The sequence below is a fragment of the Burkholderia sp. IT-111MI5 genome, from assembly GCF_949752865.1.
GTDB classification, from domain to species: Bacteria; Pseudomonadota; Gammaproteobacteria; order Burkholderiales; family Burkholderiaceae; genus Burkholderia; species Burkholderia pyrrocinia_C.
In genome coordinates this window covers 224,966-249,512 of record NZ_CATKIF010000033.1, presented here as the reverse complement: position 1 = coordinate 249,512, position 24,547 = coordinate 224,966, and the positions used below count along the sequence as shown (strand labels likewise).

Below are 24,547 nucleotides of genomic sequence, written 5' to 3'. Positions count from 1 at the left end.
AGTGGCGATTTTTCAAGTCGATCTGTTGTCCGGCGGCAAGCTCGTCAAGCGGACCGTCGACGCGCCGGACGAAGCAAGCGCGCGCCAGCGCTGCATGGCTTCGGGCGAGGCCGTCACAGTGCTCGCGGTGAAGCGCCGGGCAGGCATCGCCCGGTGGTCGCGGCAACCGAAATTTCCGCTCGGCCTGTTCCTGCAGGAGCTGTCGACGCTGCTCGACGCGGGGCTTGTGTTGATCGAGGCGATCGAGGCGTTGCGCGACAAGGCCGAATCGGAGAAGGGGCTGCGCGCCGTCCTCGACGAGCTGGCCGCCAGGATGCGCGAAGGGCAGCCTTTTTCGAAGGCGCTCGCGCAGCAGCCGTCGATTTTCCCGCCGTTGCTCGTTGCGACGGTCGAGGCGTCGGAGGGCAGCGGCCAACTGCCGATCGCATTGCGGCGCTTTCAGCATTACGAGACCCGGCTGGAGCAGATTCGCAAGCGCGTCAGCGGCGCGCTCGTTTATCCCGCGGTCGTGATGGCCGTGGGGGCCGGCATCCTGCTGTTCATGCTGTTTTTCGTGGTGCCGCGCTTTTCCGCCGTATTCGAGAGCATCAACGAGCCGCCCGCGACCGCCGTCGCGATGCTGTGGTGGGCCGAGCTGGTGAAGCAGCACGGAATCGTCCTGTTGGCCGGGCTGGCGGGGTCGGCGGTTGCGACCGTGATGCTGGTGCGCACGCAGCGCGCGCGGCAGATGTTCTTGAACCTGATGTGGCGCACGCCGCGGCTTCGCGACATCTGTCACCTGTTCGTGCTGTCGCGATTCTACCGCACGGTCGGGTTGCTGCTGGCCGGCGGTACGGCGGCCATCGATGCACTCGAACTGGCCGGACGCCTGTTGCCAGCACCGTATCTTCCGCGTCTTGAGCGGTCGCTCGGCGACCTGCGCGCCGGGCAGTCGCTGTCGGACGTGCTGACCGCGCAGAACCTCACCACGCCGGTTGCGGAACGGCTGCTGCGGGTGGGGGAGCGCAGCGGCGAACTCGGCGAGATGTGCGAAAAAATCGCGCATTTCCACGACGGCACGCTCGACCGTGCGATCGAAGTCTTCAGCAAGCTGTTCGAACCCATTCTCATGCTCGGCATCGGCGCGCTCGTCGGCGCGATCGTATTGCTGCTCTATCTCCCGATCTTCGAGCTGGCCAGCAGCATCAGCTGATCGTCAAATAGGCCAGGGCCTATCAATTTTTAAGTTGTTTTCAGCTTGTTTGTCGGCGCAGACGCGTGCGCCGACAATGCCCTCCATTGATCCGATACATCCATTCCACACCTTTTCTGGGAGGTGACGTGACGAGCGTCGCAAGTACATCCGCATTGTTGCAGGCCTGGCAGGACGAGGCGACGCGACAGGGCGTCACCTTGCCGGTCTATCTCGACGGGCTGCTGAGCCGCGAGCCCGCGTGGCTCGAGCAGGTGGCGTCGTGCCTCGGGGCGCGGCCGCTGTCGCCGGAACGGGTCCAGGGTGCCGAGTCGCGCTGGGATCTGCTGTCGCTGGCCGAGGCGCTGGCCGTGCATGTGGTGCCGCTGGAAATCGACGGCGTCGTCTGCATGGTCCTGGCCGATCCGTTTGCTCGGGCGACGCGCGAGCGTCTGCAGCGGCGATTCGCGCCGAATCGCATCGTTTTCGCGATCAGCCTGCCGGGTGCGGTCGATGCGCATCTCAAGGAGATGGAGTCGAGCAATCGCGTGATGGACGAAGCGGTCGACGTGGGCGGCCAGAGCGATTCACTCGCGCTGGCGGTCGAATCGATCACGCTCGCGAGCATCGCCAACGATGAAAGCCCGATCATTCGTCTCGTCAACATGACGCTTTACGACGCGCTGCAGAGCCGCGCGAGCGACATTCACCTCGAAGCGACCGTGGAAGGCCTGTTGATCCGCTATCGCGTCGACGGCGTAATGCGATTGATTCGCCCCGTCGCGGGTGTCGAGGTGGCGAGCCAGGTCATGTCGCGCCTCAAGGTTCAGGCGAGCCTCGACATCGCGGAAAAGCGCGTGCCGCAGGACGGCCGTTTCAAGGTCGCGCTGCAGGGGCGGGAGATCGACCTGCGCGTGTCGATCATGCCCGGCGTCCATGGCGAAAACGCCGTGCTGCGCATTCTCGACAAGTCGCAGCGCGGTCACCAGCTGACCCTCGACACGCTCGGTTTTGACGCGCATTCGATCGGCCGGATCCGGGCGCTGATGCAGCGGCCTCACGGGCTGACGCTTGTGACGGGGCCGACCGGCAGCGGGAAATCCACGACGCTGTACGGCGCGCTGTCGGAGATCAATACCGGCGACGAGAAGCTGATCACGATCGAGGACCCGGTCGAATACGAATTGCCGGGCGTGCTTCAGATTCCCGTCAACGAAAAGAAAGGTCTGACGTTTGCGCGCGGCTTGCGCTCGATTCTGCGTCACGATCCCGACACCATTCTGGTCGGCGAGATCCGCGACGAGGAAACGGCGTCGATCGCCGTGCAGTCGGCGCTGACCGGGCACCGCGTGCTGTCGTCGGTGCATGCGAACGATGCGTTCAGCCTGATCGACCGGTTCATCTACATGGGCGTCGAGCCGTCGACCTTCCTCGAGGCGCTCAACGGCATCGTGTGCCAGCGCCTCGTGCGGCGCTTGTGCGCCGAGTGCCATGCGTCGCGGCCGGATTGCGAGACGTGCGGCGGCAGCGGTTTTCACGGCCGGGTCGGCCTGGCCGAGGTGATTACGCTCGATACGGCATTGCGGGTCGCGCTCATCGACGGCGCGCCGGACAGGCGCGAGGTGGCGCTCGCGCGCAGCGCGGGCTATCGCTCGCTGAAGGACGGCGCGCTCGCGCTGATCGACATGGGATTGACGACACATCAGGAGGTACAGCGTGCGGTTGCTTTGGGATGAACGCGTGGCCTTGATCGGCGCCGAACACATCACGCTGGCCCGCCCCCGCCCCCGCCGTGCGTCCGTCGCGACGCTCGAGCACGGCGGCGAGCCGGTCGCGGCGCTCGTCGAGCTGTTGGCGCAGGCCGGCGGCGACGGCAAGGGGCGCGGCGTGCTGGCGTCGCTGCGGCGGCTTCACGTACTGCTCGGCCATCCGTGGCTCGACGCGGCGATTCTGCCCTGGCAGGACGGCCTGAGCGCCGGCGACGCGTGGCGGGAGTATGCGTGCGTCGTGCTCGCCGAGCAGGGCGTCAAGGCGCCGGAAGGCATGAATCTCTGCATCGAAGCCGCCGGGTACGGGCGCGCGCGCCTGTGCGTCGGCGCGCGCTGCGAGTTGGTGGACGGGCTGGTCGCGGCGGGCAAGGGTGCAGGCTGGCGGATCGCGTCGTGCCGCGACGTCGTATCGGCAGCGGCCGCACGCCATGTCGGGCGTGTCGGGCGCAACGGCACGCTGGCGCTGCTGGAACCGGGCACGTTGACCTGCCTGTTTCGCTGCGACGCCGAATGGCGCGATCTCGCGACGCTGCGGCTCGACGCGGGACAGTCGCTGCAGGAAGCACTCGGCACGCTCGCCGTGCTGAGCGGTCACGCGATGAACGAGCGGATTCACGTCGCGGGTTTCGTGCCGTCCGACGTCGTGTCGAACGATGCATGGACGTGCGTCGGCTCGCCCGATCGCCGCTGGGACGGAGTACCGGTATGAAACGCATGCGCGATTTCGATTATCTGCCGAAGCGCAGGACGCTCGCGCCGCTCGCATCCCTGTTGCTGGTCGCCGCCTTGTTCGGCGGCATGTGGGTGGCGGGCGAGCGCTCGCAAGTCAGAGATATGGATAACGAAATGGAACAACTGCGCGTGCGCGTCGACAACCGGCAACGCGTCGTGAATCGCGCACGCCGGGATGCCCGCGACGCGCAGCAAAGCAACGCGGGGCAGGACCGTGCGCCGCAGGCGACGGCCGAGGCTTCGCCGATGCTGCTGCGCGTCGAGCATGCGTGGACGCCGAAGCTGGCCCTGCTGTCGCTGTCGCTGTCGACCAAGGACGGCCGCGAACAGGTCCGCATCGACGGGCTGGCGGCGAACCTGACGGAAGTGTACGGGTTCGTCGCGCGACTGCGCGATGCCGCCGGCGACGACAAGGCGAACATGCGCGTCACGCTGTTGCGGCACGGCATCAAGATGGTCGAGCAGTATCCGCTCGCGTCGTTCAGCCTGAGCGTGGAGGCGAAATGAAGCGGTTTTTCTCGACCCAATTGAAATGGGACGTACTGCTGGCGCACGGCCGATGGCATGCGACGCGCGTCTCGGAGGAACTCGGCCGCGTCGGCGTCGTGGCGGCATTCGCGATCATCGCGATGCTGGCCTATCGATTCTGCGTGCTCGGCCCGGACGAACGCGCGTTGCGACAAGAGCAGCAGGCGCTGTCCGCCCGCTGGCAGGAAATCAAGGCAGCGCCGGCCGCGGCGGCGTCGGCCGATCAATCGGCCGTGCTGCTGAACGGCGATCCGGTTGCGCGCAAGTTTGCGATTTTCGACGTCCTGAAGCGTCATGCGGTGATGGTCGAAGAGACGACGTACCAGACGAGCGACGAGCGCGACGGCAAGCTGTCGCGCCGGTCGATGGTGCTCGCCGGGAGCGCGCGTTATCCGGATCTGGTCGGCGCGCTGCAGGAACTGCGGAAGCAGCCGTTCGTGACGGTGGACGAGCTGACGCTCGAGCGCAATGCGATGGAGAACGATCAGTTGCGTGTCGTCATGCACGTTTCCTTGCTGGCGAGGGTGTCATGAGCCGCGCCGGGATGATTCGTACGGCGGCTTGCATCGCGGTCGCGGCCTTGTTGACGATGCAGCTTGCCGCGGCCGCGGCCGCGGAGCGCGTGCGCGTCGATCTGTTTCGGGCCCAGAGCCCGGCCTCGCTGGTCGCCGAGCCCACGGCGGCGTCTATCGAGCCGCCGTCAATGCCGACGGAGCTGCCCGAGCCGCCGTCAGCCACGCTGCCGTCGGATATTCCGCAGTCGAAGCCGGCGCTGCCGTTCGACGTGAGCGGCGAATGGAACGAGCCCGACCGGCACGTGATCGTGCTGGAGGGCATGGGCCGGATGTTTCTTCTGTGCAGGCGTTGCGGCGATGTGCGCGGCGCGGTGCGCCCGGGCCAGGAACTCGCAGGCGGTTATCGCGTGAAGTCGTTCGACGATGCCGCCGTCGTGCTGACGGGGCCGGACGGCCGGCAACACCGGTTGCCGATGGGCGGCCGCTCGCAATGACGCGCCTCCTTCTGAATTGAATGATTTGACGAGAGATTGAACGTGAAACGGATACTGATTATGTCGACGCTGCTGCTTGCGCTGCTGGGCAGCGCGTGTACGTCGCTGAAGGGCGCGTCGGGCGGCGCCGACAACGATGCTGTGAAGCAAAGCAATGCGCTGATGAAAAGCGGGCAACCCGAGCAGGCGATCGACGTCCTCAATGCGGCGCACGAGGCGCGCCCCGACGATGCCGAAGTGAATGTGGCGTTGCAGGGCCGCCGCACGACCTACGTGAACGACGAATTGCGGGCGGCCGGTTCGGCATGGGCACTGGGCGATACGGAGGGCGCTTTCGAGCACCTCGGTAACGCGCGCCGCGCCGATCCGTCGAGCCAGCGCGTGAGTCAGGCGATTGCGCGGCTGCAACGGCGCGTGCAGCTCGGCAACGAACTCGCGCAGGCGGAGCGGGTGCGGCAGAACTCGCCCGACCGCGCGCTGGAAATCGTAAAGCATGTGCTCGACGAGCAGCCCGACTTCGCCGATGCGATTCAATTGCGGGACAGCCTGCAGCAACAGCAGCGACGCGAGCACCCGGTGCAGCCGCGACTGGCCGACGCATTGCGCAAGCCGGTGTCGCTCAATTTCAGGTCGCAGCCGCTGGAGAACATCTTCGACGCGATTTCCCGCACGACCGGAGTGAACTTCGTGTTCGACCAGGACGTGCAGACGTCGGCGCCGTCGAGCCTGTTCGCGTCCCGCACGACCGCCGAGGACGCGATCAATCTGCTGCTCCGGACCAATCAGCTCGAGAAGAAGGTGCTCGACGAGCATACGCTGCTCGTCTACCCGGCGCGCGCGGAAAAGGGCCGTGCGTACAAGGAATACATGATGCGCACGTTCTTCCTGTCGAACGCGGATGCGAAGAACGTCGTGTCGGCGCTGCGGCAGATGGTCAAGCCGAAGGACGTCTACGTGGACGAGCGCACCAACGCGGTGATCGTGCGCGATACGCCGGAATCGATCAAGGTCGCCGAGCGCATCGTGCAGGCGCTCGATCTGCCGCAGTCCGAAGTGACGATGGACGTGCAGGTGCTGGAAGTGAATTCGGACGAGACGATCGACCTGGGCGTGCAGTATCCGCAGGAGCTCGGGTTCGCGATCGAACATCCGTACGAGCGGATCCACACCACCATCGGCGATCTGCTGAGCCTGAATCGCAACAATATCGCGGTATCCGGCGACGGCGGCGCGAAGCTGCGGATGGCGATCCGGATGCTGCAAACCCAGGGCAAGACCAAGATTCTGGCCAATCCGAAAGTGCGCGTCAGGAACAACGAGAAGGCCGACATCACGGTGGGCGAGCGCGTGCCGATCGTCACCACCACGACGAACAACGGCGTGACGAGCGAATCCATCTCGTATCAGGACGTCGGCCTGCAACTGGTCGTCCAGCCGCGCATCAGCCTCAACAACGAGGTGTCCGTCCAGGTCAAGCTGGAAGTGAGCAACATCCTGGCGCAAGTCACCACCAAGACCGGGCTCATTGCCTATCGGCTGGGTACCCGGAGAGCCGAGACGCTGATGACCGCAAGTGACAATCAGACGCAAGTGCTGGCCGGTCTGATCGACCAGAAGGATATTTCGACGACGAGCGGCCTGCCGTATCTTTCGCGGATTCCAGGGGTGGGGCGCGCGTTCGGAACGAACAAGTCCGAGGGCGGCCGAGCCGAGATCGTGCTGCTGATCACGCCGCATATCGAGCGGAATCTCGACTTGCCGGCCTCCGCGGTCACGACGTTCATGTCGGGCACCGAAGGCGAGGTCACGACCGAGCCGATGACGTTCGGCCGTCCCGACGCCGCCGGTGCGCCGGCAGCCGCACCCGCCGCCGCGCCGAAGGGCGCGCCGGCCCTGAGCGATCCGGTCGGCCGCTTCGATGCGGGCGCCACCGCGCACCCCTCGGAACTCGACGGGAAGCCGGCGGGCCCGGGCACGCGCGTCGCGCCTGCCGGAGGCGGAGCCGTCGAGCCTGCGCCCGCCGGAGGATCGGACAAGGCCGCACCCGACACGGGCGACGCCAAGGACAAAGGCGCGGCGAAAACGTCCTCCATCCAGGGCGGCACGGCCACGCACGGCGCGGCGAAGAAGGTCGCCGTCAGCCTGTCGTCGCGGCACGCCGCCGGCCCGGCCCGCCGCGCGCCGGCGCGACTCATGTGACGAGGGCGACATGCGGAACCGATATCGGCGGTGCGCGCCGGCGCGCGATCGCTCCCGCGGCTTTACGTTGGTCGAGGTACTGGTCGCGCTGACGCTGCTCGCGTTGCTGGCCTCCGTGGCGTTGCCGTTCACGGATCTGGTCCAGCGGCGCGGCAAGGAAGCCGAGCTGCGCCAGGCGCTGATCACGATTCGCACGGCGATCGATACCTACAAGCAGGCGTCGGACGACGGGCGGGTGGAGAAGACGGTCGATGCGAGCGGCTACCCGCCCGATCTGAACGCGCTGGTCGACGGCGTCGTCGACCGCAAAAACCCGAACGGCGACATGATCTATTTCTTGCGGCGCCTGCCGGCCGACCCGCTTTGCGAGTGTTCCGGCAAGGCCGCCGCCGATACGTGGGAAACGCGAAGCTACAGCAGTTCTCCCGACGCGTTCGCGTCGGGGAAGGACGTATTCGACATACGCTCGAAGAGCGAGAGGAAAGGTATCAATGGCATTCCCTACAGCCAATGGTGAATCGAGGCGGGCGCGACGCGCGCGCGGCTTCACGCTGGTCGAGCTGCTCGTGGTGATGGCGATCGTGGGCGTGCTGATGGCGATCGTCGCGCCCGGCTATTTCAAGCAGACCGATCGCGCCCGGGAAACGGTGCTGCGTCACAACCTGCGCACGATACGCGTCGCGATAGACGACTATCGCGCCGACCGGGGCGCCGATCCGTCTTCGCTTCAGGCGCTGGTCGACGACAAGTATCTGCGCGAGATTCCGCTCGATCCCGTGACCGGGCGGCGCGACACTTGGCGAACGGATTCGTCCGGCGGCGCGGGCGTGCACGACGTGCACAGCGGCGCGCGCGGCAACGCCAGCGACGGGAGTCCCTATGCGCGCTGGTAATCGCGTGCCGAATCGCGTTCCGCACCATGCGCGTCGCGCGCCGGCCGGATCGGAGCGGGGCTTTGCGTATGTCGGCGTGCTCGTGCTGATCGCCGTGATCGGCGTCGGCCTGATGCAGGCCGGCCTCGTCTGGAGCAAGCAGCGGCAGCGTGAGCGCGAAACCGAACTGCTGTTCATCGGCAGCCAGATCCGGCTGGCCATCGAGCGCTACTACCGTGCGCCGCCGGGCAGCCAGTATCCGCGCTCGCTCGACGCGCTCGTGGAGGACAAGCGTTCGCCCAGCGTGCAGCACCATCTGCGCCGGCTCTATGCCGATCCGATGACCGGCAAGCCGGATTGGGGCATCGTCAAGGCGCCGGACGGCGGCATCATCGGCGTATACAGCCAGGCGTCGGGCACGCCGCTCAAACAAGGCGGCTTTTCCCTTGCGGACGACGCGTTTTCTGGAAAGAATAGCTACCGCGACTGGGTTTTCGTATATCGCCCAGATAAAGAAAACGGGACGACGCGTCCCTGACCTTTCCTTTTTCACGGAGCGGCTTCATGATCGTGGCAATCCTGGAAGACGACGAGCAACAGGCGAAAACGCTGGCGTCCTGGTTGAGGATTTCGGGTTACGAAACAATCATTCGCTCGGACGGCGACAGCTTCATCGAGCTTTTAGGTACACAAAAAGTGGACGTATTGCTGCTCGACTGGGACGTTCCCGGCGCGAACGGGATCGAAGTGACGCGCTGGGTCCGGCAGAAGTTCGCCGATGCGATGCCGGTCATTATCGTGACGCAGCACGACAGCGAAGAGGATGTCGTGTGCGGCCTGAACAGCGGCGCGGACGATTTCCTGACCAAGCCCGTGCGGCAGCGGGAGCTGATGGCGCGGGTCGGCGCGCAGGTGCGCAGATACTATCCGGACACTCAGGATCAGGGCGCGTTGACGCTCGGCAAATACAAGCTCGATCCGGCTTCGCGCCGCGTGCACGTCACGGAGGTCAGCGGCGTGGAAGGCGATAGCGTTTTGCTGTCGGCGCGGGAATTCGAGCTGGCCATGGCGTTGTTCAGCAACGCCGGCCGGATCGTGTCCAAGGATTTTCTGCTCACGAAGGTCTGGGGCGCGGTCGATCGGAAGTACGACGCAAGCCTCGCGACCTATGTCAGCAAGCTGCGCAACGCGCTCGCGCTGCGTTCCAAGAACGGTCTCGTGATTTCGACGGTTTATAACTACGGGTATCGGTTGGAGCGGACGTAGGCTGTTGCCGTGGCCGTTTTGGCCGTTTCGACGCCGAGCAGGCGTTGCCCCTGCTCGGCGTTTGCGGCGAACGTCAGGCGTTTGTCGCGGGCGCCGGGATTCTGAACGCGCCCGATTTTCCTCGATGCGGCGTCGCGAACGGGTTTTGTCGGCGCGATGAAATGTTTGCGACGAGTCGATTGAATATCGAACCGTTCTAAATTTTCCCATCTTGAATAAATAAACTGCCGATTTCTTTAATCGGCGTGCATGCGCATTGACGGCTTGATGCGTCGGGCCGAACACGGCTCGGTGGGCAAGTAGATCGTCGAGTGGAATGGCTTGGCGGGGCGGCGCATGCGGTCGTCGGTCCTTCTTCCATGCTAGTTTTTTTGATTTATTTAAGATTTGTTTTTTGTTGCGTCGGAGTGTGAAACGATCGAATCCAGGATTTTAAGTTTTAAGTCGAATTGTTTTAACGGGAGCGGAAGCGTTTTTCGGTTGATGTGACGTACCTACGACAGTAAAGGGGCGATCGTGAATCCGGAATTTGACTTCACACGGCTGACGCGCAGGACATTCGGAAAAATTCTCGTCGCGGGCGCGGCCGGGCTGGCGGCCTGTACGTCGAAAGTCGGCTTGCTCAACGAGATCGAACGGAAAAATAGCGAGGGAAGCGACCGTCGCGAATTTCTCTATCCGTCCATGAAGGACCTGACCGGCGAGCATACGGTCGACGTGGTCGTCGTGGGCGCCGGATTGTCCGGTCTCGTCGCGGCGCGGCAACTCGCCGAAAGGCAACGATCGGTGATCGTCCTGGATGCGAGAAGCCGGATCGGCGGCCGCATGTATCTCGAGAAGACGATCGAGGACGGCGTGCTGGATGTCGGCGGTCAGTGGGTGGGCGACACGCAGGATGCCGTACTGGCGTTGCTCGACCGACTCTCGATCGCGAGATTCGACAGCTATTACGAGGGGCGCAGCTTGCTGTCGTGGAACGGCAAGCTCGCCGATTTCGACGGCGATGTCGCCAACGTGCTCGACGGCCAATACGGAACGACTCGGGCAGACCAGATCGCCATGCGGCAGGCGTGGAGCAAGTTCCTCGCGATATCGAGAACCGTGCCCGCGGCGACGCCGTGGACGGCGCCGAACGCGTCGCTGCTGGATGCGCAGACGTTCGAATCGTGGATGGACAACGAGGTTCGGAGGGCCTACGCGAAGTGGGTGCCGAGCGTGCAGGCGCGGATCGGCGGATCGGGCGGATTCGAGCCGGGGCAGACTTCCCTGCTGCATATGGCATGGACCCAGCGTGTCGGCCCGCAATCCGAGCATCCCGAGAGATGGCTGCTGCACGGCGGCGCGGGCCAGGTTCCGCCGATGCTGGCGGAAGCGCTGTCCGAGCGTATCGTGCTGGCGGCGCGGGTCACCGATATCGAGCGGCATGCGGGCGGCGTGACTGTTTCAACCGGGCGCGTCAGGGTTCACGCGAAGGCCGTCATCGTCGCGATCCCGCCTTCTTTGCGTGCGGGCATTCGCTTTTCGCCGGAACTGCCCGCTGTTTACACCGGATTCATGCAATGTTCGCCGATGGGTTCGATCTCGAAGGTTCACGCTGTTTACCCGACCGCATTCTGGCGGGCGCGAAATCTGAGCGGCACCGCGATGGGCAATCTGAAGACGTGCGAATTCATCGCCGACAGTTCGCCGCCGTCCGGCAAGCCCGGCATCCTGACTTCGTTCATCGCGGGCAAGCGCAATGTCGAACTGAGCGACGTGGCGCCGGAGCGCCTGCGCGATGCCGTGCTCGACGATTTCGGCTACTACTTCGGCGCCGAAGCGAAGCGTCCCACGCAGTTCTTTCACTTCAACTGGGAGGACCAGAGCCTGACCGGCGGTGCGTTCACCGCCTATCTGGCACCGGGCGGCTGGACGATTTACGGAAAAGGATGGCGCGAGCCCGTGGAGAACATCTTCTGGGCCGGCACCGAAACGTCGGATCGCTGGCCGGGGTACTTCGACGGAGCAGTCAGGGCGGGCTTGCGTGCGGCGAGCGACGTCGAGCGGAATACCCGCTTTTCCGCCGCGGTTTCGATGTTTTCTCCGGTTCGATCGGAGGCGTTGCAATGGGCTCGGGGGGCCGATCGTGTTATGGAGACCGTTTAGCCCTTGCGTTGCTTGCGCGAAGTGCTGAATTTGAGCCAAAGCGCCATGAAAAATGCGTGCCGGCCGATGGCGTGAGTGTGGCGTGTCGTCGAGAATCGTGGTGGCAGTAGGCGCAACGCAGGTAGCTGCGACGTTCTCAATACAGCGATGGTGGTCTCATGGAATTCATGCGAGCGCGCAAAGTAGGTGTGCTGCTTCTGGAATGGGATGTTGCCGGCATGGACGGCGTGGGCGCGGAAGAATGGATGTCGCAAGTGACGGCTGGCGTGCTGCCGGTTTTCCTCGTTGCTCGGGGCGATATCCAGGACGTGATGGACTCCAGAATCTGCAGGGGAAATCAGCCGGCCGCCTGGTTGTCGCTTCAGGATGTGATCGATCACGCTCGCGAGCAAGCGGAAGATTTTCTCGTGGACGAGCTGCCGGCCACGTCGCTGATGCTGGGCCGGTACGAACTGGATCCGGTGTCCCGATGCGTGTCGATGGTCGATGATCGACGCGGCGGCATGACCGAGGTGCGCTTGTCGGCGCGGGAGTACGAACTGGTATCGATACTTTTTGCCAATGTCGGCCGGGTCGTGCCCAAGCGTTTTCTCATGCAGCGGCTCTGGGGCGACGTCGACAGGAAATACGATGCCAGTTTAGCGACCTATATTAGCAAGATCCGCAATCGGCTGGTGCTGAGCGTGGAGAACGGGTTGCTGCTTTCCGCGGTTTACAACCACGGGTATCGGCTGGTGCGCGTGTAGTTGCGACGGCGGTGGTCTTGTCGTTCGTGTGCAATGAGATTCGAGGTTCGCGCGCGAGGTCGTCTATTTTCATCCGGATTCCTTAGTCTTACGCTCATGAGCGCGGACCGTTTTATCACTCAGTCTTATCACTCAGTCAATGGAGAAGTAGCCGATGTGTGAATCGAGTACTCATGGGTCGACGACGGACGCTCCCGCTCGTCGACTGTTTCTTCGTGCGACGGGGGCATCGGCATTTGTCGCGGCGGCCAGCGGCGCGCTGGGCGGCAATCTCGCCGTGGCCGCAGATGCCGTGCGCCTGCCGAAGCCGCAGAATGCGCTGTCGCCCGACGATGCGGTCAAGTATTTGATGGAAGGAAACGCGCGTTATGTCGCGGGCGTTACGCGTCGTCACGATTTCGCGAACGAACGCGAGGCGCTGGGTTCGGGGCAGAATCCCTACGCGGCCGTGTTGAGCTGCGCGGATTCCCGGATCGCGCCGGAGTACGCATTCGACAGCGCGCGCGGCGATCTGTTCGCGGTGCGCGTGGCCGGCAACTTCGTCAACGACGACGTGCTCGGCAGCCTCGAATACGCGGTGGCGGTATTGCGGGTGCCTGTCATCGTCGTGCTCGGGCATGACAAGTGCGGTGCGGTGGGCGCCGCGGTCAAGGTCGAGACGGAAGGCGCAACCTATCCCGGGAAGATTCAGACACTGGCCCGGGCCATGCTGCCGGCCGTCAGGAAAGTTCGGAAAGACGGTGGCGATTTGCTGAATGCGGCGATTGCGCAAAACGTCAAGGACAGCATGGGGAATCTGTCTGCTCGCTCGACAATCATCGGCAACGCAGAGAAAGGCGGGAAGCTGAAGATCGTGGGCGGCGTCTATCGACTGCTGTCGGGTAAGGTCGATCTCGTCGCCTGACGGATCGAGCGGCGCGGCTGTCCCGGTTCTCCGTGTCGAGCATTGCAAGGTAAGCCATGAGTGAATATATCTTCGAATACGGCGTCGTGACGGCGGCGCTGGTATTCACGTTTTTCTCTCTCCGCAGCCGGCTCGCCTGCCGGGCGACCATTGCAATATGGGCGAGCGCACCGCGACGGTATCGACTGCCGCGCAACCTGAGCTTTCTGGAGATGGTTTTCCATCCACGTCATTGGCATCGCTGGACGTCGAGTCAATGGCTCGACTACTGCCGGCAGATCCCGGCGAGCGGGATCGGGAAAGTCGATTCGGTTCGGTGAAGTGCCGTATTTCCGCGTCGACGTCGGGCCCGATTACGCTCTCGGTTCCATATCGGCAAACCGGTCGGGTTATGCTGACTGCGGACGATCGTGTTCGGCGGCCGCCGAGCGGCGGTGCGCTCCGATGATCTCTTGCTTGTCGCCAGTTTCCCTATCGTGTCGATCGTCGTCACTCCGCCAGCAATGCTTCGATGGATTGCGCAGGGACGGCGCCCGCTGCCATACGGCCATCCGCGTTGAATAGCGTCGGCGTGCCTCGCAAACCCAGCGCGAGGCCGAGCGTGCGGTTCTGCGCGATCGGGGCGGCGCACTGGCCGTTGTCGGCCGGTTGCACGTTGCCTGACATCCATGCCTGCCACGCGGCGCTCCGGTCGTTCGAGCACCAGATACCGCGTGCGCGTTCGGCTGCTTGCGGATGGAGCCCTTCGAGCGGATAAAGAAAGGTGTAGATGGTCACGTTCTCGACCTGTCGAAGCGTGTGTTCCAGTTTCTTGCAGTAGGAACAGTCGGGATCGGAGAACACGTAAAGGACGCGCTTGCCGTTGCCGCGGACCGTTTTAATCGCGTGATCGCGCGCCAGGGACGCTAGAACCTGGCCTTTGCTTTGCTCCTGAATGCGAGTGCCGGGGGCGATCGTGGTCGAACCGGGCGATGCGATGCGATTCGGGGCCGTGTATGTGTCGGAGGCGGCCGGATTAACCGGAGCGGGAGCCGCGATGGCGACCGAGGTTATGCCGGCGAAGAGCATCGAGAGCACTGCCAGGCGAAGAGTCACTTTTTTCATGGGATTTGCTTCGGATTACATATAAATAAGGAAGCGATTCATGGGGGAAACGGAGCGGACATCGTTTCGTTTCGAGAGGCTCCGGACGAATCGGCGTGATGCCGGGCAGACCAGGTTCAGAAAGTGAATATTTCCGCTGGTGTGTCGGAATGTAGCGCCGTTTGCGTGGAGGCTGGTTTTTCGGCCTATTGCATCTCGAGAGAGAGAACGACGCGAGCCGCGTACTCTTGCGAGCAACTGCTGGTGTATCCGGGGATCGGCGGCGAACAGCGACGCGGTATTCCCTCGATATCCGAGCGTTCACACAACATCGGCTGCTGCGCTAATCGCATGTCGAGCGGGTGCTGACGGCGGCGTCATCGCCGCCGTCAGCGTATTTGCTATCGAAGCTGACGGAGATTAGTGATTGACTGCCTCCGTATTCGCTTGATGTTCCGCCCCGGTTTGGTGCTGAGCAGCAGGCGCATCGTGACCGTGACCGCCGACGGCGGGGTCGTCGCATGCCAGTGCGGCGCTGCTGGCGGCGAATGCCGCGGCGAGAACGAGGATCAGTCGGGTTGCTTTCATTCAGGGGTGCTCCGGTTTGGTTAATGAGAACGGCGTCTGTTGAGGAAGCCGATGTGTCAGGTTTGGATTATGTGGGTGGTTTGGCGGAACCACCATCTTGTTGAAAGAAATCTAAATTTCGGGGGTGGTGGGGTGGTTTTTTCAGGGTGGGATGGTGGTTTGTTGCGGGTTTGTCTTCTGGTGAGTGAGGTGGAAGTATTTTCGTGGGATTCAAGGATTTTATTCGTAATGTATTAATTGGATGTTGATCAATATGACGTGCGAACTCAGTGGGACGATGGATTTTAGATTCGTCGGATCATTGCTTCTCCATGAAATCGTCTGACTTGGGTGCGGGGTGATGTTGCCGAGGTGGATGATTTAAAAAAATCGAAGATATGGCGCCAAATCCCGTTGGGCGCCTATCTATCGAGTGGGTCGGTCCCCAGAAATTCGATTGTTTGGCGCGTCCCAGCTCCATACTGAAAGCGCTTGTCGGCGTAATTTGTTGCGACCCTTTATTTAGGATGTTGTCTTTGTTCTTATTAGTCAATGTAACGAAGGCAGGAAATTTTCTTTCCCAGGACGTTGATAGGCGTTGGCCTATATGAGAATGGGGCTTCGATCTTGTTGAATTGGGTGGGTGCTCAGATCGATTAATGTGGATTTTGTGGTTTCATTCAGATTCCTGGATGTTCGTTGGGAGAGGCAATAGGATGTGCGCAATGTCCATGTCTCAAAAAGCGTAGTTATTCTATTTTTTGTGAAATGGGTGAAGCGTATTTTTCTTGTCTCCATTTAACGATTGGATTTTGAAATGAAAAAGAAATTAGTTTCTGTTGCGGTTGGGTATGCCTTTTTGGCGCTTGGTTCGTCTTCTGTATGTGCGAATGAATTCGATCGTATTCCGGCAGAAGAAAGCCAGTTTGATGTTCGCGAGGATGCGAGCGATGACGAAAAGAGTAAGTCTCGTCGAGTGCTAGGCGGGGCCGATGTCGGTCCAGAGCAGTCTGATGATTTGCAAACGATGGCAGTTTTGGAGAATGTGGAGCCGACGCAATCTGCTCAACGAACTATTTTGGAAGGAACTGCAAGTGGGGTTAATTCAATTGCAATCGGAGTTGGGTCAAGTGCGACATCCAATTATTCAATTGCAATTGGCGAGAGAGCCACGAGTTCGGCTGGTAATTCCATTGCGATCGGTTCGTCCGCCGCTGTGTCGACAGTAAATGCTGTCGCTGTGGGAGCTCGTGCCAAGGTGACCGGAGGAAATTCAGTTGCGCTCGGTTCTGATTCTACAGCTACAGCTAATAATAGTGTGGCGCTTGGTCAAAACTCGATTGCGGATCAGCAAAATTCGGTTTCGGTTGGAAATGGCACAATAAAGCGTTCCATTAAGAATTTGGCTAATGGCGCGGTTTCGGCTGGTAGTTCCGATGCAGTCACGGGGGATCAGCTTTATACGACAAATAACAATATTGTAACTGCTCGGAATGACATTACGTCGTTGTCGACGAGCATTAGCTCGACCAACGGCACCGTTTCGTCGCTGTCGACGTCGTTGAGTTCCAGCAATACCACGATGGGTTCGCTGTCGACGACTCTTGGTACGCTGTCGACGGCTCTGGGTTCGACCAGCAGTGACGTCGCGCTTGTCAAATCGCAGCTCAATGGTGAATTCGGCAGGACCCAAATCGGTACAGGTGCGATAGCAGCACGTACGGAATCCATTGCGATCGGTAGCAATGCGGCAACGAACGCGCTGGGCGGGATTGCGATTGGTTCGGGAGCTTCGGTCGGTAGCGAGAGCGATCATAACGGCCAAGGTGATGTTTCGGTCGCTCTCGGGCAGAACGCGAAGACCACTTCACATAGCAGCGTCGCGCTTGGCGCAGGTTCGGTTGCTGATCGAGATAACGCGGTGGCGGTCGGATCATCCGTCACCCAGAGGCAGATCATCAACGTTGCTGCTGGTACGGCACTTACCGATGCGGTGAACCTGCAGCAGTTGACCGATGCAATCGCGAACGTGGAAGGTGGCAGCACGGACCCGCTGGCGGTGAAATATGACAGCGATGCGAAGAACAGCGTGACGCTTGGCAATACCGGTACGGCGGTGAAGATCGACAACGTTGCGGCAGGCACGCTGTCGTCGACGAGCACGGAAGCGGTGAACGGTTCGCAACTGTTTGCGACGAATACGCGTGTTGGTTCACTGGAAGGCGCACTGACGGACGGTGGCGTGATCGTCAAGGACGGCGACGGCAATATGACGTCGCTGGCAGTGACGTACGGTAGCGCGTCGAAGGACAGCGTGACGCTGGGTAATGTCGGTACGCCGGTGACGATCCACAATGTGGCGGTTGGCGTGCTGTCGTCGACGAGCACGGACGCGGTGAACGGTTCGCAGTTGTATGGCACGGCGCAAAGCGTCGCATCGACGATCGGCGGCGGCACGACGGTTGGCGCGGATGGCAAGCTGACGAACACGTCGATCGAAGTCAACGGTGATCACTATGACACGGTGGAGAAGGCGATCCAGGCGGCTGCGACATCGGGTGCGACGGACTCGATGGCCGTGAAGTACGACGACAGCAACCGCACGAGCGTCACGCTTGGCGGCACTGGGGCAACTGAGCCGATCGTGTTGTCGAACGTCGCGACAGGCGTCAAGCCAACCGACGCTGTCAACGTGCAGCAAATGCAGGACGCTGTGGCATCGAGCTCGACGAGCAACTCGTATGTCGGCGGCCGTGGCACGGGCACCGCCGCACAAGCGACCGGCATCAATGCCGTAGCGCTGGGTATCAACTCGCTCGCGAGCGAGCTCAACACGGTTTCCGTCGGCAACAGCACGACCGGGCTGCAACGTCGCATCACGAACGTGCAGAACGGCCAAAGGGACAACGATGCAGCGACCGTCGGCCAGGTCAACGAACTGATGGGTGTCGCGTCGACGAACGTGCAGGCAGCGATCGACGGCATCGACACGAAGACGATGTTCGCAATCCGTGACGTGAACGAACGACTCGACTCGATCAGCACGTTTGCGGGTACGGATCCGTATGTCCAGGTCGACGGTGCAGGCGACGGTACCGACAACGCATTCGTTGGCGCAGACACGTATGGCGTGGCAATCGGCGGCGAAGCCAGCGCAACCGGCGTGATGGCGATCTCGATTGGCGCACAGTCGAAGTCGTCGGGTCTCGGCTCGATCGCGCTTGGTGCGGATGCGTCGGCGACTGCTGATGGCGCCGTTGCGTTCAACGGTAATGCGGCTGGCAAGGACGCACTCGCGCTGGGTAACGGTACGAATGCCACAGGCAACAATTCCATAGCCGCCGGCCCCAACGCGGGCGCTTCGGGTCTGAACGCGCTGGCGTTCGGTAATACGGCGAGGGCCAACGCAACTGGTTCGATGGCGTTCGGCACGGCCGCGCAGGTCGATTCGGCCGCGACGAACAGCATTGCGATAGGCGGCGGGGCCAACGTGACGAGTGCGGCGCTGAACTCGGTTGCGCTGGGCGCCGGTTCGGCAGCGGATCGCGCCAACTCGCTGTCGGTTGGCAGCGCTGCGCAGCAGCGCCAGATCATCAATGTTGCGGCTGGTACGGCAGATACCGATGCGGTGAACCTGAAGCAGTTGGCCGATGCGATCGCGAACGTCGAAGGTGGCGGTGGCGGCACGGACCCACTGGCGGTGACGTACGACAGCGATGCGAAGAACAGCGTGACGCTGGGCAGTGCCGGTACGGCGGTGAAGCTCGACAACGTTGCGGCAGGCACGCTGTCATCGACGAGCGCGGAAGCGGTGAACGGTTCGCAGTTGTTTGCGACGAATCAGCAGGTTGACGCGAACAAGTCGGACATCGCGGGCTTGACCAATGGCACGATCGGTCTGGTGCAGCAGTCTGTGGCTGGAGCGGCTCTGACGGTGGGTGCAGCGACAGGCGGGACGAGCGTGAACTTCGCCGGAACGTCGGGCGATCGGAAGTTGACGGGCGTGGCAGCAGGCGAGAGCAACACGGACGCGGTGAACCTGCAGCAGTTGACCGATGCAATCGCGAACATCGAAGGTGGCGGCACGGATCCACTGGCGGTGACGTACGACAGCGATGCGAAGAACAGCGTGACGCTGGGCAGTGCCGGTACGGCGGTGAAGATCGACAACGTTGCGGCAGGCGCGCTGTCGTCGACGAGCGCGGAAGCGGTGAACGGTTCGCAGTTGTTTGCGACGAATCAGCAGGTTGACGCGAACAAGTCGGACATCGCGGGCCTGACCAATGGCACGATCGGTCTGGTGCAGCAGTCTGTGGCTGGAGCGGCTCTGACGGTGGGTGCAGCGACGGGCGGGGCGAGCGTGAACTTTGCCGGGACGGCGGGCGACCGTAAGTTGACGGGTGTGGCAGCGGGCGTGGGCAACACGGACGCGGTAAACGTCAGTCAGTTGAGTGGTGTGACGGATGTGCTGGGTGGCGGAGCAAAGGTGGGTACAGACGGTTCGATCGTTCCGCCTTCGTATCAGGTGAATGGCAACACATACACCAATGTTGCCGACGCGATTGACGCGGCCGCGCGTTCCGGTGCGACGGATCCGAACTCGGTGCAGTACGACGGCACAGCGCGTGATTCGGTGACGTTGGGCGGCACGGGTTCGAGCACGCCGGTGGCACTGCACAACGTGGCAGCCGGTGCAGTGAACGCATCGAGTCTGGATGCAATGAACGGCTCGCAGTTGCACGGCACCGCACAGAGCGTTGCGACGGCGATCAGCGGTAATACGACGGTTGGTAGCGACGGCAAGTTGACGGCTGCGATCAGCGTCAATGGTGAGAACTACACGACCGTTGAAGGTGCGATCCAGGCAGCAGCCCAGACCGGTTCGGGTGTGTCGGCGACGTCGGTCCTCTACGACAACGAAGAACGCACGCAATTGACCCTGGGCGGTCTGACGAAGGCTGGTGCGGCTGTCAAGCTGACCAACGTCGCTAACGGCGCGATCGCGGCAGGCAGCTCCGACGCCGTGAACGGTTCGCAGTTGTACGACACGGCGCAAAGCGTTGCATCGACGATCGGCGGCGGTACGACGGTCGGTACGGATGGCAAGCTGGCGAACACGTCGATCGAAGTCAACGGCGATCGCTATGAAACGGTGGAGAAGGCGATCCAGGCAGCCGCTGCATCGAGCGCGACGGACTCGATGGCCGTGAAGTACGACGACGACAGCCGTACGAGCGTCACGCTTGGTGGCACCGGGGCAACTGCGCCGATCGTGTTGTCGAACGTGGCGAACGGTGTGAGCCAGTACGATGCGGTGAACTTCGGTCAGCTGAGCGAACTGGCGAGCAAGGTCGGCGATGTCGACGGCCGCGTGAGCATTCTCGAACAGGCGCCGGCTGGCGGCGCGGGCGGTTCGGGTGGCTCGACCGGCGGTTCGGCTGCCGATTGGGATCTCAACGCCGGTGGCGAGAAGATCACCAACGTCGGCAGCGCGACCGAGAAGACCGACGCGGTCAACCTGGGGCAGATGAACGACGCGATCCAGGCGAGCGTCGGCCTGCCGGCCGGCACGACGGCCAAGGACTACACGGATCAGCAGATCCAGGGCGTGCGCGGCCAGATCAACGATGTGTCGAAGAACGCCTACTCCGGCATCGCCGCAGCCACCGCGCTGACGATGATTCCGGGTGTCGATCCGGGCAAGACACTGTCGTTCGGCATCGGTGGGGCGACCTACAAGGGCTACCAGGCAGTGGCGTTTGGCGGCGAGGCTCGCGTCAACCAGAACCTGAAGGTGAAGGCGGGTGTTGGTCTGTCGAGCGGCGGCAACACCGTGGGGATGGGCGCTTCGTACCAGTGGTAAGGCAGTGAGGTAGCGGTTCGAGCCGCTATCGTCTGCAAAACTGTAGGACTTTCCGGGAGGGATCGATGGTCGATCCCTCCCGTTTTTTTGCATCTTTCAAACCGAACGGCGTTTCCCGTCTTTCCTGAGGCGGCCATGCGGCGGTCCACGGGGCGGCAGACGAAGTATCAACTGCCTCGACGAGGCTGTTTTTCATAAAATTTCATGGATTTTATTAAAAACATGTTTTTTAAATAATTCTATCCTGTGCGTAATGACACGCACGTTGACGAAATTCTGGCTCCGGTGCACTAGCTGGCCGAATGGCTCGGCGCCCGACCTGAATATCGACCGTCGGTAGCGACGTCACGAAAAATATTGGCTACCTAACGAGGGGCGTTGCCACGCGGATGCCAGCGTTGCGCCCGGCATGAATTTATCGGGCGCGATAGCAGACGTTGTCGTGCCGGGTGCAATTCCAGCGCCAGAAAATCATGACGATTCTTGGCTCGAAATCTTGTGGTCGCGTCGGGAGCGAATTCGTCGTTCGCCGCTGCGCTCACACCGCCGGAATGACCCCGAGCGCACCGGGTTCGGAATGTCTCCCACTCGCATTCCTTACATTTTCCATTCAATGCCAGTCGACTGAATGCGTCGTTCGCGAGGGCCGAGGTATGCGGGCTTGACGGCGGGAATTCGCTCGCGGTCTGCATCGCTTTCCAAGACGGGTGGGCTGACAAGCCAATCAATCAGGAATCCTGATGTTATATGAAGAAAGACGTTCAGGCGCCGAGCGGCGATCGATTCAGGAGAGCGGGCGATGCGTACAAATTCCGGCGGAGAGTTCCCCCGGCGGATCGAAACGAGGCGCGCGTCATCCATCGACGATGATGTTCGTGCGCTACGTCGGTTGCCGCGGCGTGTTGGCGTGATGAAAATTGCGAGGCCCGACGCAGACCGCGCGTTTCCCGTTGTCGCTCGTCCGACATAACGAGGATCGCGCGCCGGAAAATTGAAAAAGCATTTAGCGCTTTGAGGATTTTTATGATTTTGAGGATTTTCTTGAAATAGAGTGGGTTAAATAATTGATTGAAATATTAAATTTACAATGCAATTGACATCTCCGCCCATATTGGGGTTGTATGATTAAAAACAACGTATCGAGATGAGGGCGTGGCAGCCGGATCCGGCGATCCGGCTGCAGGGTGGCGTCGAACCGTGGTGGCCGGAGTCCCGAGCCCGCTAGGGCTTGCGCATGTCGTTCGAGCGGCACGTCGGCTAGGTATGAAAAGGAGACTAGGTCATGCGTCATTGGATGAACATTCCAGCGGGTAAAGCGGTCAGGTTACGCAATCCGTTCGTCGTTGTTCTGGTCGCGGCGGCGGCGGCGGTGGCGAGCACGCCGAAATTCGAATCGTTGTGCAGCCCTTTCGATCAATTGCATTTCGATGCGACCGCGTTCGCATTCGCGAATCGTGGTTCGAATCGGGTCGTGCTGATCAGTAAAGGGGAAGGAAGCTTGCGGGAGCTGGGTCGGGAGCGCGTATTTTCACCGACCACGAACGCCGAGTTGATCGATCGCCTCGCCGGCGCGATCAGCATCGTGTTCGATATTCCGCTGCCGGCGCGCGAGCAGTTCGACGATGCGTTTTTCGATGCCATCGCGCGTAACAAACGGGTCGTCGTCGGCCTGCCGTCGACCGACACCGACACGAGCGGCAAGCTGCTGCTGCCGTTGCCGGATCCTGCGCCGAAGGTAGTCGCCGCGGTCGGCCAGCGCGACGTCACCGTCGGGCATTCCGGCGTCGTGACCGGTTTCGTACCGTATCGCACGATCGGCGGCTCGGTCTATGCGCATGTGTCGCTAGAGGCGATCGAGGTGGCGGGCCTCGGCGAGCAGCTTCCCGATCTGCACCTCTACGAATTCCCGCGGACCACGTCCATCGGAAAGCGTCCGAGGGAGTCGGTGCTCCTGATGCTGCCCCGCGTCAAATCGGTCGCGACCTATTCGTTTGCCGATGTCGTCACGGGACGAGTGGCGCCGTCGACGTTCGACGGCAAGATCGTGTTCATAGGCCATGCCATCTATCGGCCGCTGGGAGAATACAGCGTCTCGTCGCTGAATGACGATGTCGTCGACGGGGCGAAGCTCGACGCGATGATCACATCGGCCCTGCTCAATGACGACGTCGTGAGCGAGATACCGCCGCTGCTGCAGTTGCTGGTCGGTCCGATGCTGGCGCTCGGCATGCTGCTGATCTGCTGGCTGACGAAGACCCGCAATCTTCATTTCTATGCGCTCGCCTGGGGCGCCGGCATTTTTGCGGCGTCGACCCTGCTGTTGGGGATGTTCCATATCTGGGTGCCGGTCGGGGCGGCGCTGACCGTGTGCTTGATCGTCTACAGCTTTTTCGCGTGGAGCCAGTTGCTCGGCATGCACCGGCTGCTGCGCCGCGAAATCAGCCGGTTGCGGGAACTGTCGTCGAGCGTCGGCGCCGTGCGTCTGTCGGACGACGGCTCGCACGGTGCGGTCGATTCCAACCTGCTGGACGAGGTCAAGCTGGCGATGCAGCAAATCCGGGAGTGGCAGGAGGCGTATGTCGGCGTCATCAACCTGCTGCCTTACCCGGTCGTTCTCGAGCGCGGCAGGAAACTCGTGCTGTGGAACAGCCGCGCGGCCGAGCTTCTCGGCGCAACGGTGACCGATTCGGGCGGCATCCAGGCCGGCGAACAGCCGAAGCTGGAAACGGTGCTCGAGCAGTTCGCCGCGCAAGGGCTCGGCGAGGCGCCGGCGCAGGAGCGCGAGGTGGTGCTGAACGGCCGGGAATACATGCTCGTCAACGTACCGTTTGCCCAGTTCTCGCCGTTGGCCTTGCAGGACGATGCAGCGCATCTGATCTGCCTCGTCGACATCGACGATCTGAAAAAATCGGTGACGAACGATCGGCAGGCGCTGCGCCATATCGCGCACGATCTGCGCAATCCGCTCACCACGATTCTGGCACTGATCGAGCAGCAGAGCGTCGGCATGCAAGATTCGCTGGCGGGCGCGCACGACGAGAAATTCATGCACGACTTGCGGCGTCTGGTCGGCTACAGCCTGAGGATGGCGCAGGATTTCATGCAGTTGTCGCGGGCGGAAGTGCTGGATCCGGCGACGTTTTCGATCGTGGATGTCGCCGACCTCGTCGAGGAGGCGGTCGACCAGGTCGGCGCCTTCGCGGAAACCCGATCGATCCGGCTCGCGTTGCATCGAGACAAGAGCGAGACGCTCTGGATCGACGGCAATCGAGACATGCTGCAGCGCGCGGTGATCAACGTGCTGGACAACGCGATCAAATACTCGCCGGAACACACCGTCGTCGACGTCACGGTGGCGCGCGATGGTCGACCGGGGAGCCGCGATGTGCTCATTCGCGTGGCGGATCAAGGCATCGGCATCCCGAACGACGCGATTTCGCTGCTGTGCGAGCCGTTTTTCCAGGTGGACGGCAAGCGCAGGGACGCGGCCGCAGGTGTCGGGTTGGGCCTGTCCTTCGTCAGGGCCGTGGTCGGTCGGCACGGCGGCACGATTTCCATTGCGAGTGAAGTCGGGCGTGGAACCGAGGTCGCGCTTTCGTTGCCGATCACCACGGATTCCATCATCGTCGACGATGACGAACCGGTCGAGGCGGCGACGCCGACGTTGCCGAAGGCGTCTTGAGTGTATCCGCG

At 62.3% G+C, this 24,547-nt stretch carries 20 protein-coding genes; 17 read left to right on the top strand and 3 right to left on the bottom strand.

From position 1 onward, the window contains the following. Position 1 precedes the first annotated feature (1 nt). The 15 genes from ACM6JT_RS22925 to ACM6JT_RS22855 all read left to right on the top strand — a co-directional run bounded on the left by ACM6JT_RS22925 (position 2) and on the right by ACM6JT_RS22855 (position 13,661). Complete coding sequence (locus ACM6JT_RS22925) at positions 2-1,192, top strand: type II secretion system F family protein (protein WP_175769482.1); 1,191 nt, start codon at positions 2-4, stop codon at positions 1,190-1,192. A 128-nt stretch (positions 1,193-1,320) separates the two neighbouring features. Further along, positions 1,321-2,907, top strand: coding sequence for a GspE/PulE family protein (locus ACM6JT_RS22920; protein WP_208450813.1), 1,587 nt, complete (start codon positions 1,321-1,323; stop codon positions 2,905-2,907). A gap of 4 nt (positions 2,908-2,911) precedes the next feature. Continuing rightward, positions 2,912-3,649, top strand: coding sequence for a hypothetical protein (locus ACM6JT_RS22915; protein WP_414857360.1), 738 nt, complete (start codon positions 2,912-2,914; stop codon positions 3,647-3,649). After that, positions 3,646-4,179, top strand: coding sequence for a hypothetical protein (locus ACM6JT_RS22910; protein WP_175769478.1), 534 nt, complete (start codon positions 3,646-3,648; stop codon positions 4,177-4,179). The genes ACM6JT_RS22915 and ACM6JT_RS22910 overlap by 4 nt, the downstream gene beginning before the upstream one ends. After that, positions 4,176-4,733: a hypothetical protein gene (locus tag ACM6JT_RS22905; protein ID WP_175769476.1), complete on the top strand. Its 558-nt coding sequence runs from the start codon at positions 4,176-4,178 to the stop codon at positions 4,731-4,733. Before ACM6JT_RS22910 ends, ACM6JT_RS22905 begins: the two co-directional genes overlap by 4 nt. Next, positions 4,730-5,209, top strand: coding sequence for a hypothetical protein (locus tag ACM6JT_RS22900; protein WP_414857359.1), 480 nt, complete (start codon positions 4,730-4,732; stop codon positions 5,207-5,209). The genes ACM6JT_RS22905 and ACM6JT_RS22900 overlap by 4 nt, the downstream gene beginning before the upstream one ends. A 60-nt stretch (positions 5,210-5,269) precedes the next feature. Further along, a complete protein-coding gene (locus ACM6JT_RS22895) occupies positions 5,270-7,408 on the top strand; it encodes a secretin N-terminal domain-containing protein (RefSeq protein ID WP_414857358.1) in 2,139 nt (712 codons plus the stop codon). A 67-nt stretch (positions 7,409-7,475) separates the two neighbouring features. Then, complete coding sequence (locus ACM6JT_RS22890) at positions 7,476-7,925, top strand: hypothetical protein (RefSeq protein ID WP_414857357.1); 450 nt, start codon at positions 7,476-7,478, stop codon at positions 7,923-7,925. Continuing rightward, a complete protein-coding gene (locus tag ACM6JT_RS22885) occupies positions 7,900-8,301 on the top strand; it encodes a type II secretion system protein (RefSeq protein WP_175769471.1) in 402 nt (133 codons plus the stop codon). Before ACM6JT_RS22890 ends, ACM6JT_RS22885 begins: the two co-directional genes overlap by 26 nt. A gap of 82 nt (positions 8,302-8,383) precedes the next feature. Beyond that, positions 8,384-8,818: a type II secretion system protein gene (locus ACM6JT_RS22880; RefSeq protein WP_371140966.1), complete on the top strand. Its 435-nt coding sequence runs from the start codon at positions 8,384-8,386 to the stop codon at positions 8,816-8,818. A 26-nt stretch (positions 8,819-8,844) separates the two neighbouring features. Beyond that, a complete protein-coding gene (locus ACM6JT_RS22875) occupies positions 8,845-9,546 on the top strand; it encodes a response regulator transcription factor (RefSeq protein WP_175769467.1) in 702 nt (233 codons plus the stop codon). Between the two features lie 516 nt (positions 9,547-10,062). Continuing rightward, positions 10,063-11,691 (top strand): flavin monoamine oxidase family protein, encoded by a 1,629-nt coding sequence (locus ACM6JT_RS22870; RefSeq protein ID WP_175769465.1) that lies wholly within the window; start codon positions 10,063-10,065, stop codon positions 11,689-11,691. Positions 11,692-11,849: 158 nt separating this feature from the next. Then, complete coding sequence (locus ACM6JT_RS22865; protein ID WP_175769463.1) at positions 11,850-12,437, top strand: helix-turn-helix domain-containing protein; 588 nt, start codon at positions 11,850-11,852, stop codon at positions 12,435-12,437. Between the two features lie 154 nt (positions 12,438-12,591). After that, a complete protein-coding gene (locus ACM6JT_RS22860) occupies positions 12,592-13,341 on the top strand; it encodes a carbonic anhydrase (RefSeq protein ID WP_175769461.1) in 750 nt (249 codons plus the stop codon). A 56-nt stretch (positions 13,342-13,397) separates the two neighbouring features. Continuing rightward, positions 13,398-13,661, top strand: a complete 264-nt coding sequence (locus ACM6JT_RS22855; RefSeq protein ID WP_175769459.1) for a hypothetical protein — start codon at positions 13,398-13,400, stop codon at positions 13,659-13,661. Between the two features lie 169 nt (positions 13,662-13,830). Here the strand turns inward: ACM6JT_RS22855 and ACM6JT_RS22850 are convergent, their stop codons facing one another. Both ACM6JT_RS22850 and ACM6JT_RS22845 read right to left on the bottom strand, forming a co-directional pair. Continuing rightward, entirely contained in the window at positions 13,831-14,445 is a 615-nt protein-coding gene (locus tag ACM6JT_RS22850; protein WP_175769457.1) for a DsbC family protein, read from the bottom strand. A 399-nt stretch (positions 14,446-14,844) separates the two neighbouring features. Then, positions 14,845-15,012 (bottom strand): hypothetical protein, encoded by a 168-nt coding sequence (locus ACM6JT_RS22845; RefSeq protein WP_175769455.1) that lies wholly within the window; start codon positions 15,010-15,012, stop codon positions 14,845-14,847. Positions 15,013-15,808: 796 nt separating this feature from the next. On the opposite strand from ACM6JT_RS22845, the gene ACM6JT_RS22840 reads away from it, so the two are divergent. Further along, the gene (locus tag ACM6JT_RS22840) at positions 15,809-20,854 is read left to right on the top strand and encodes a YadA-like family protein (RefSeq protein ID WP_414857356.1); all 5,046 of its coding nucleotides are present in this window, start codon (positions 15,809-15,811) and stop codon (positions 20,852-20,854) included. Positions 20,855-21,451: 597 nt separating this feature from the next. Here the strand turns inward: ACM6JT_RS22840 and ACM6JT_RS22835 are convergent. Further along, positions 21,452-21,715, bottom strand: a complete 264-nt coding sequence (locus ACM6JT_RS22835; protein ID WP_414857355.1) for a hypothetical protein — start codon at positions 21,713-21,715, stop codon at positions 21,452-21,454. Positions 21,716-22,136: 421 nt separating this feature from the next. Here ACM6JT_RS22835 and ACM6JT_RS22830 point away from each other — a divergent pair, with 421 nt between their 5' ends. After that, complete coding sequence (locus ACM6JT_RS22830; RefSeq protein WP_175769451.1) at positions 22,137-24,536, top strand: ATP-binding protein; 2,400 nt, start codon at positions 22,137-22,139, stop codon at positions 24,534-24,536. Positions 24,537-24,547: the final 11 nt, after the last annotated feature.

Bases quoted from the DNA above. Each gene is read 5' to 3' on its own strand.
- ACM6JT_RS22865 (WP_175769463.1), top strand. From the start codon at position 11,850: ATGGAATTCATGCGAGCGCGCAAAGTAGGTGTGCTGCTTCTGGAATGG.
- ACM6JT_RS22860 (WP_175769461.1), top strand. From the start codon at position 12,592: ATGTGTGAATCGAGTACTCATGGGTCGACGACGGACGCTCCCGCTCGT.
- ACM6JT_RS22875 (WP_175769467.1), top strand. From the start codon at position 8,845: ATGATCGTGGCAATCCTGGAAGACGACGAGCAACAGGCGAAAACGCTG.
- ACM6JT_RS22850 (WP_175769457.1), bottom strand. From the start codon at position 14,445: ATGAAAAAAGTGACTCTTCGCCTGGCAGTGCTCTCGATGCTCTTCGCC.
- ACM6JT_RS22830 (WP_175769451.1), top strand. From the start codon at position 22,137: ATGCGTCATTGGATGAACATTCCAGCGGGTAAAGCGGTCAGGTTACGC.
- ACM6JT_RS22900 (WP_414857359.1), top strand. From the start codon at position 4,730: ATGAGCCGCGCCGGGATGATTCGTACGGCGGCTTGCATCGCGGTCGCG.
- ACM6JT_RS22885 (WP_175769471.1), top strand. From the start codon at position 7,900: ATGGCATTCCCTACAGCCAATGGTGAATCGAGGCGGGCGCGACGCGCG.
- ACM6JT_RS22845 (WP_175769455.1), bottom strand. From the start codon at position 15,012: ATGAAAGCAACCCGACTGATCCTCGTTCTCGCCGCGGCATTCGCCGCC.
- ACM6JT_RS22835 (WP_414857355.1), bottom strand. From the start codon at position 21,715: ATGGATGACGCGCGCCTCGTTTCGATCCGCCGGGGGAACTCTCCGCCG.
- ACM6JT_RS22840 (WP_414857356.1), top strand. From the start codon at position 15,809: ATGAAAAAGAAATTAGTTTCTGTTGCGGTTGGGTATGCCTTTTTGGCG.
- ACM6JT_RS22905 (WP_175769476.1), top strand. From the start codon at position 4,176: ATGAAGCGGTTTTTCTCGACCCAATTGAAATGGGACGTACTGCTGGCG.
- ACM6JT_RS22895 (WP_414857358.1), top strand. From the start codon at position 5,270: ATGTCGACGCTGCTGCTTGCGCTGCTGGGCAGCGCGTGTACGTCGCTG.
- ACM6JT_RS22910 (WP_175769478.1), top strand. From the start codon at position 3,646: ATGAAACGCATGCGCGATTTCGATTATCTGCCGAAGCGCAGGACGCTC.
- ACM6JT_RS22855 (WP_175769459.1), top strand. From the start codon at position 13,398: ATGAGTGAATATATCTTCGAATACGGCGTCGTGACGGCGGCGCTGGTA.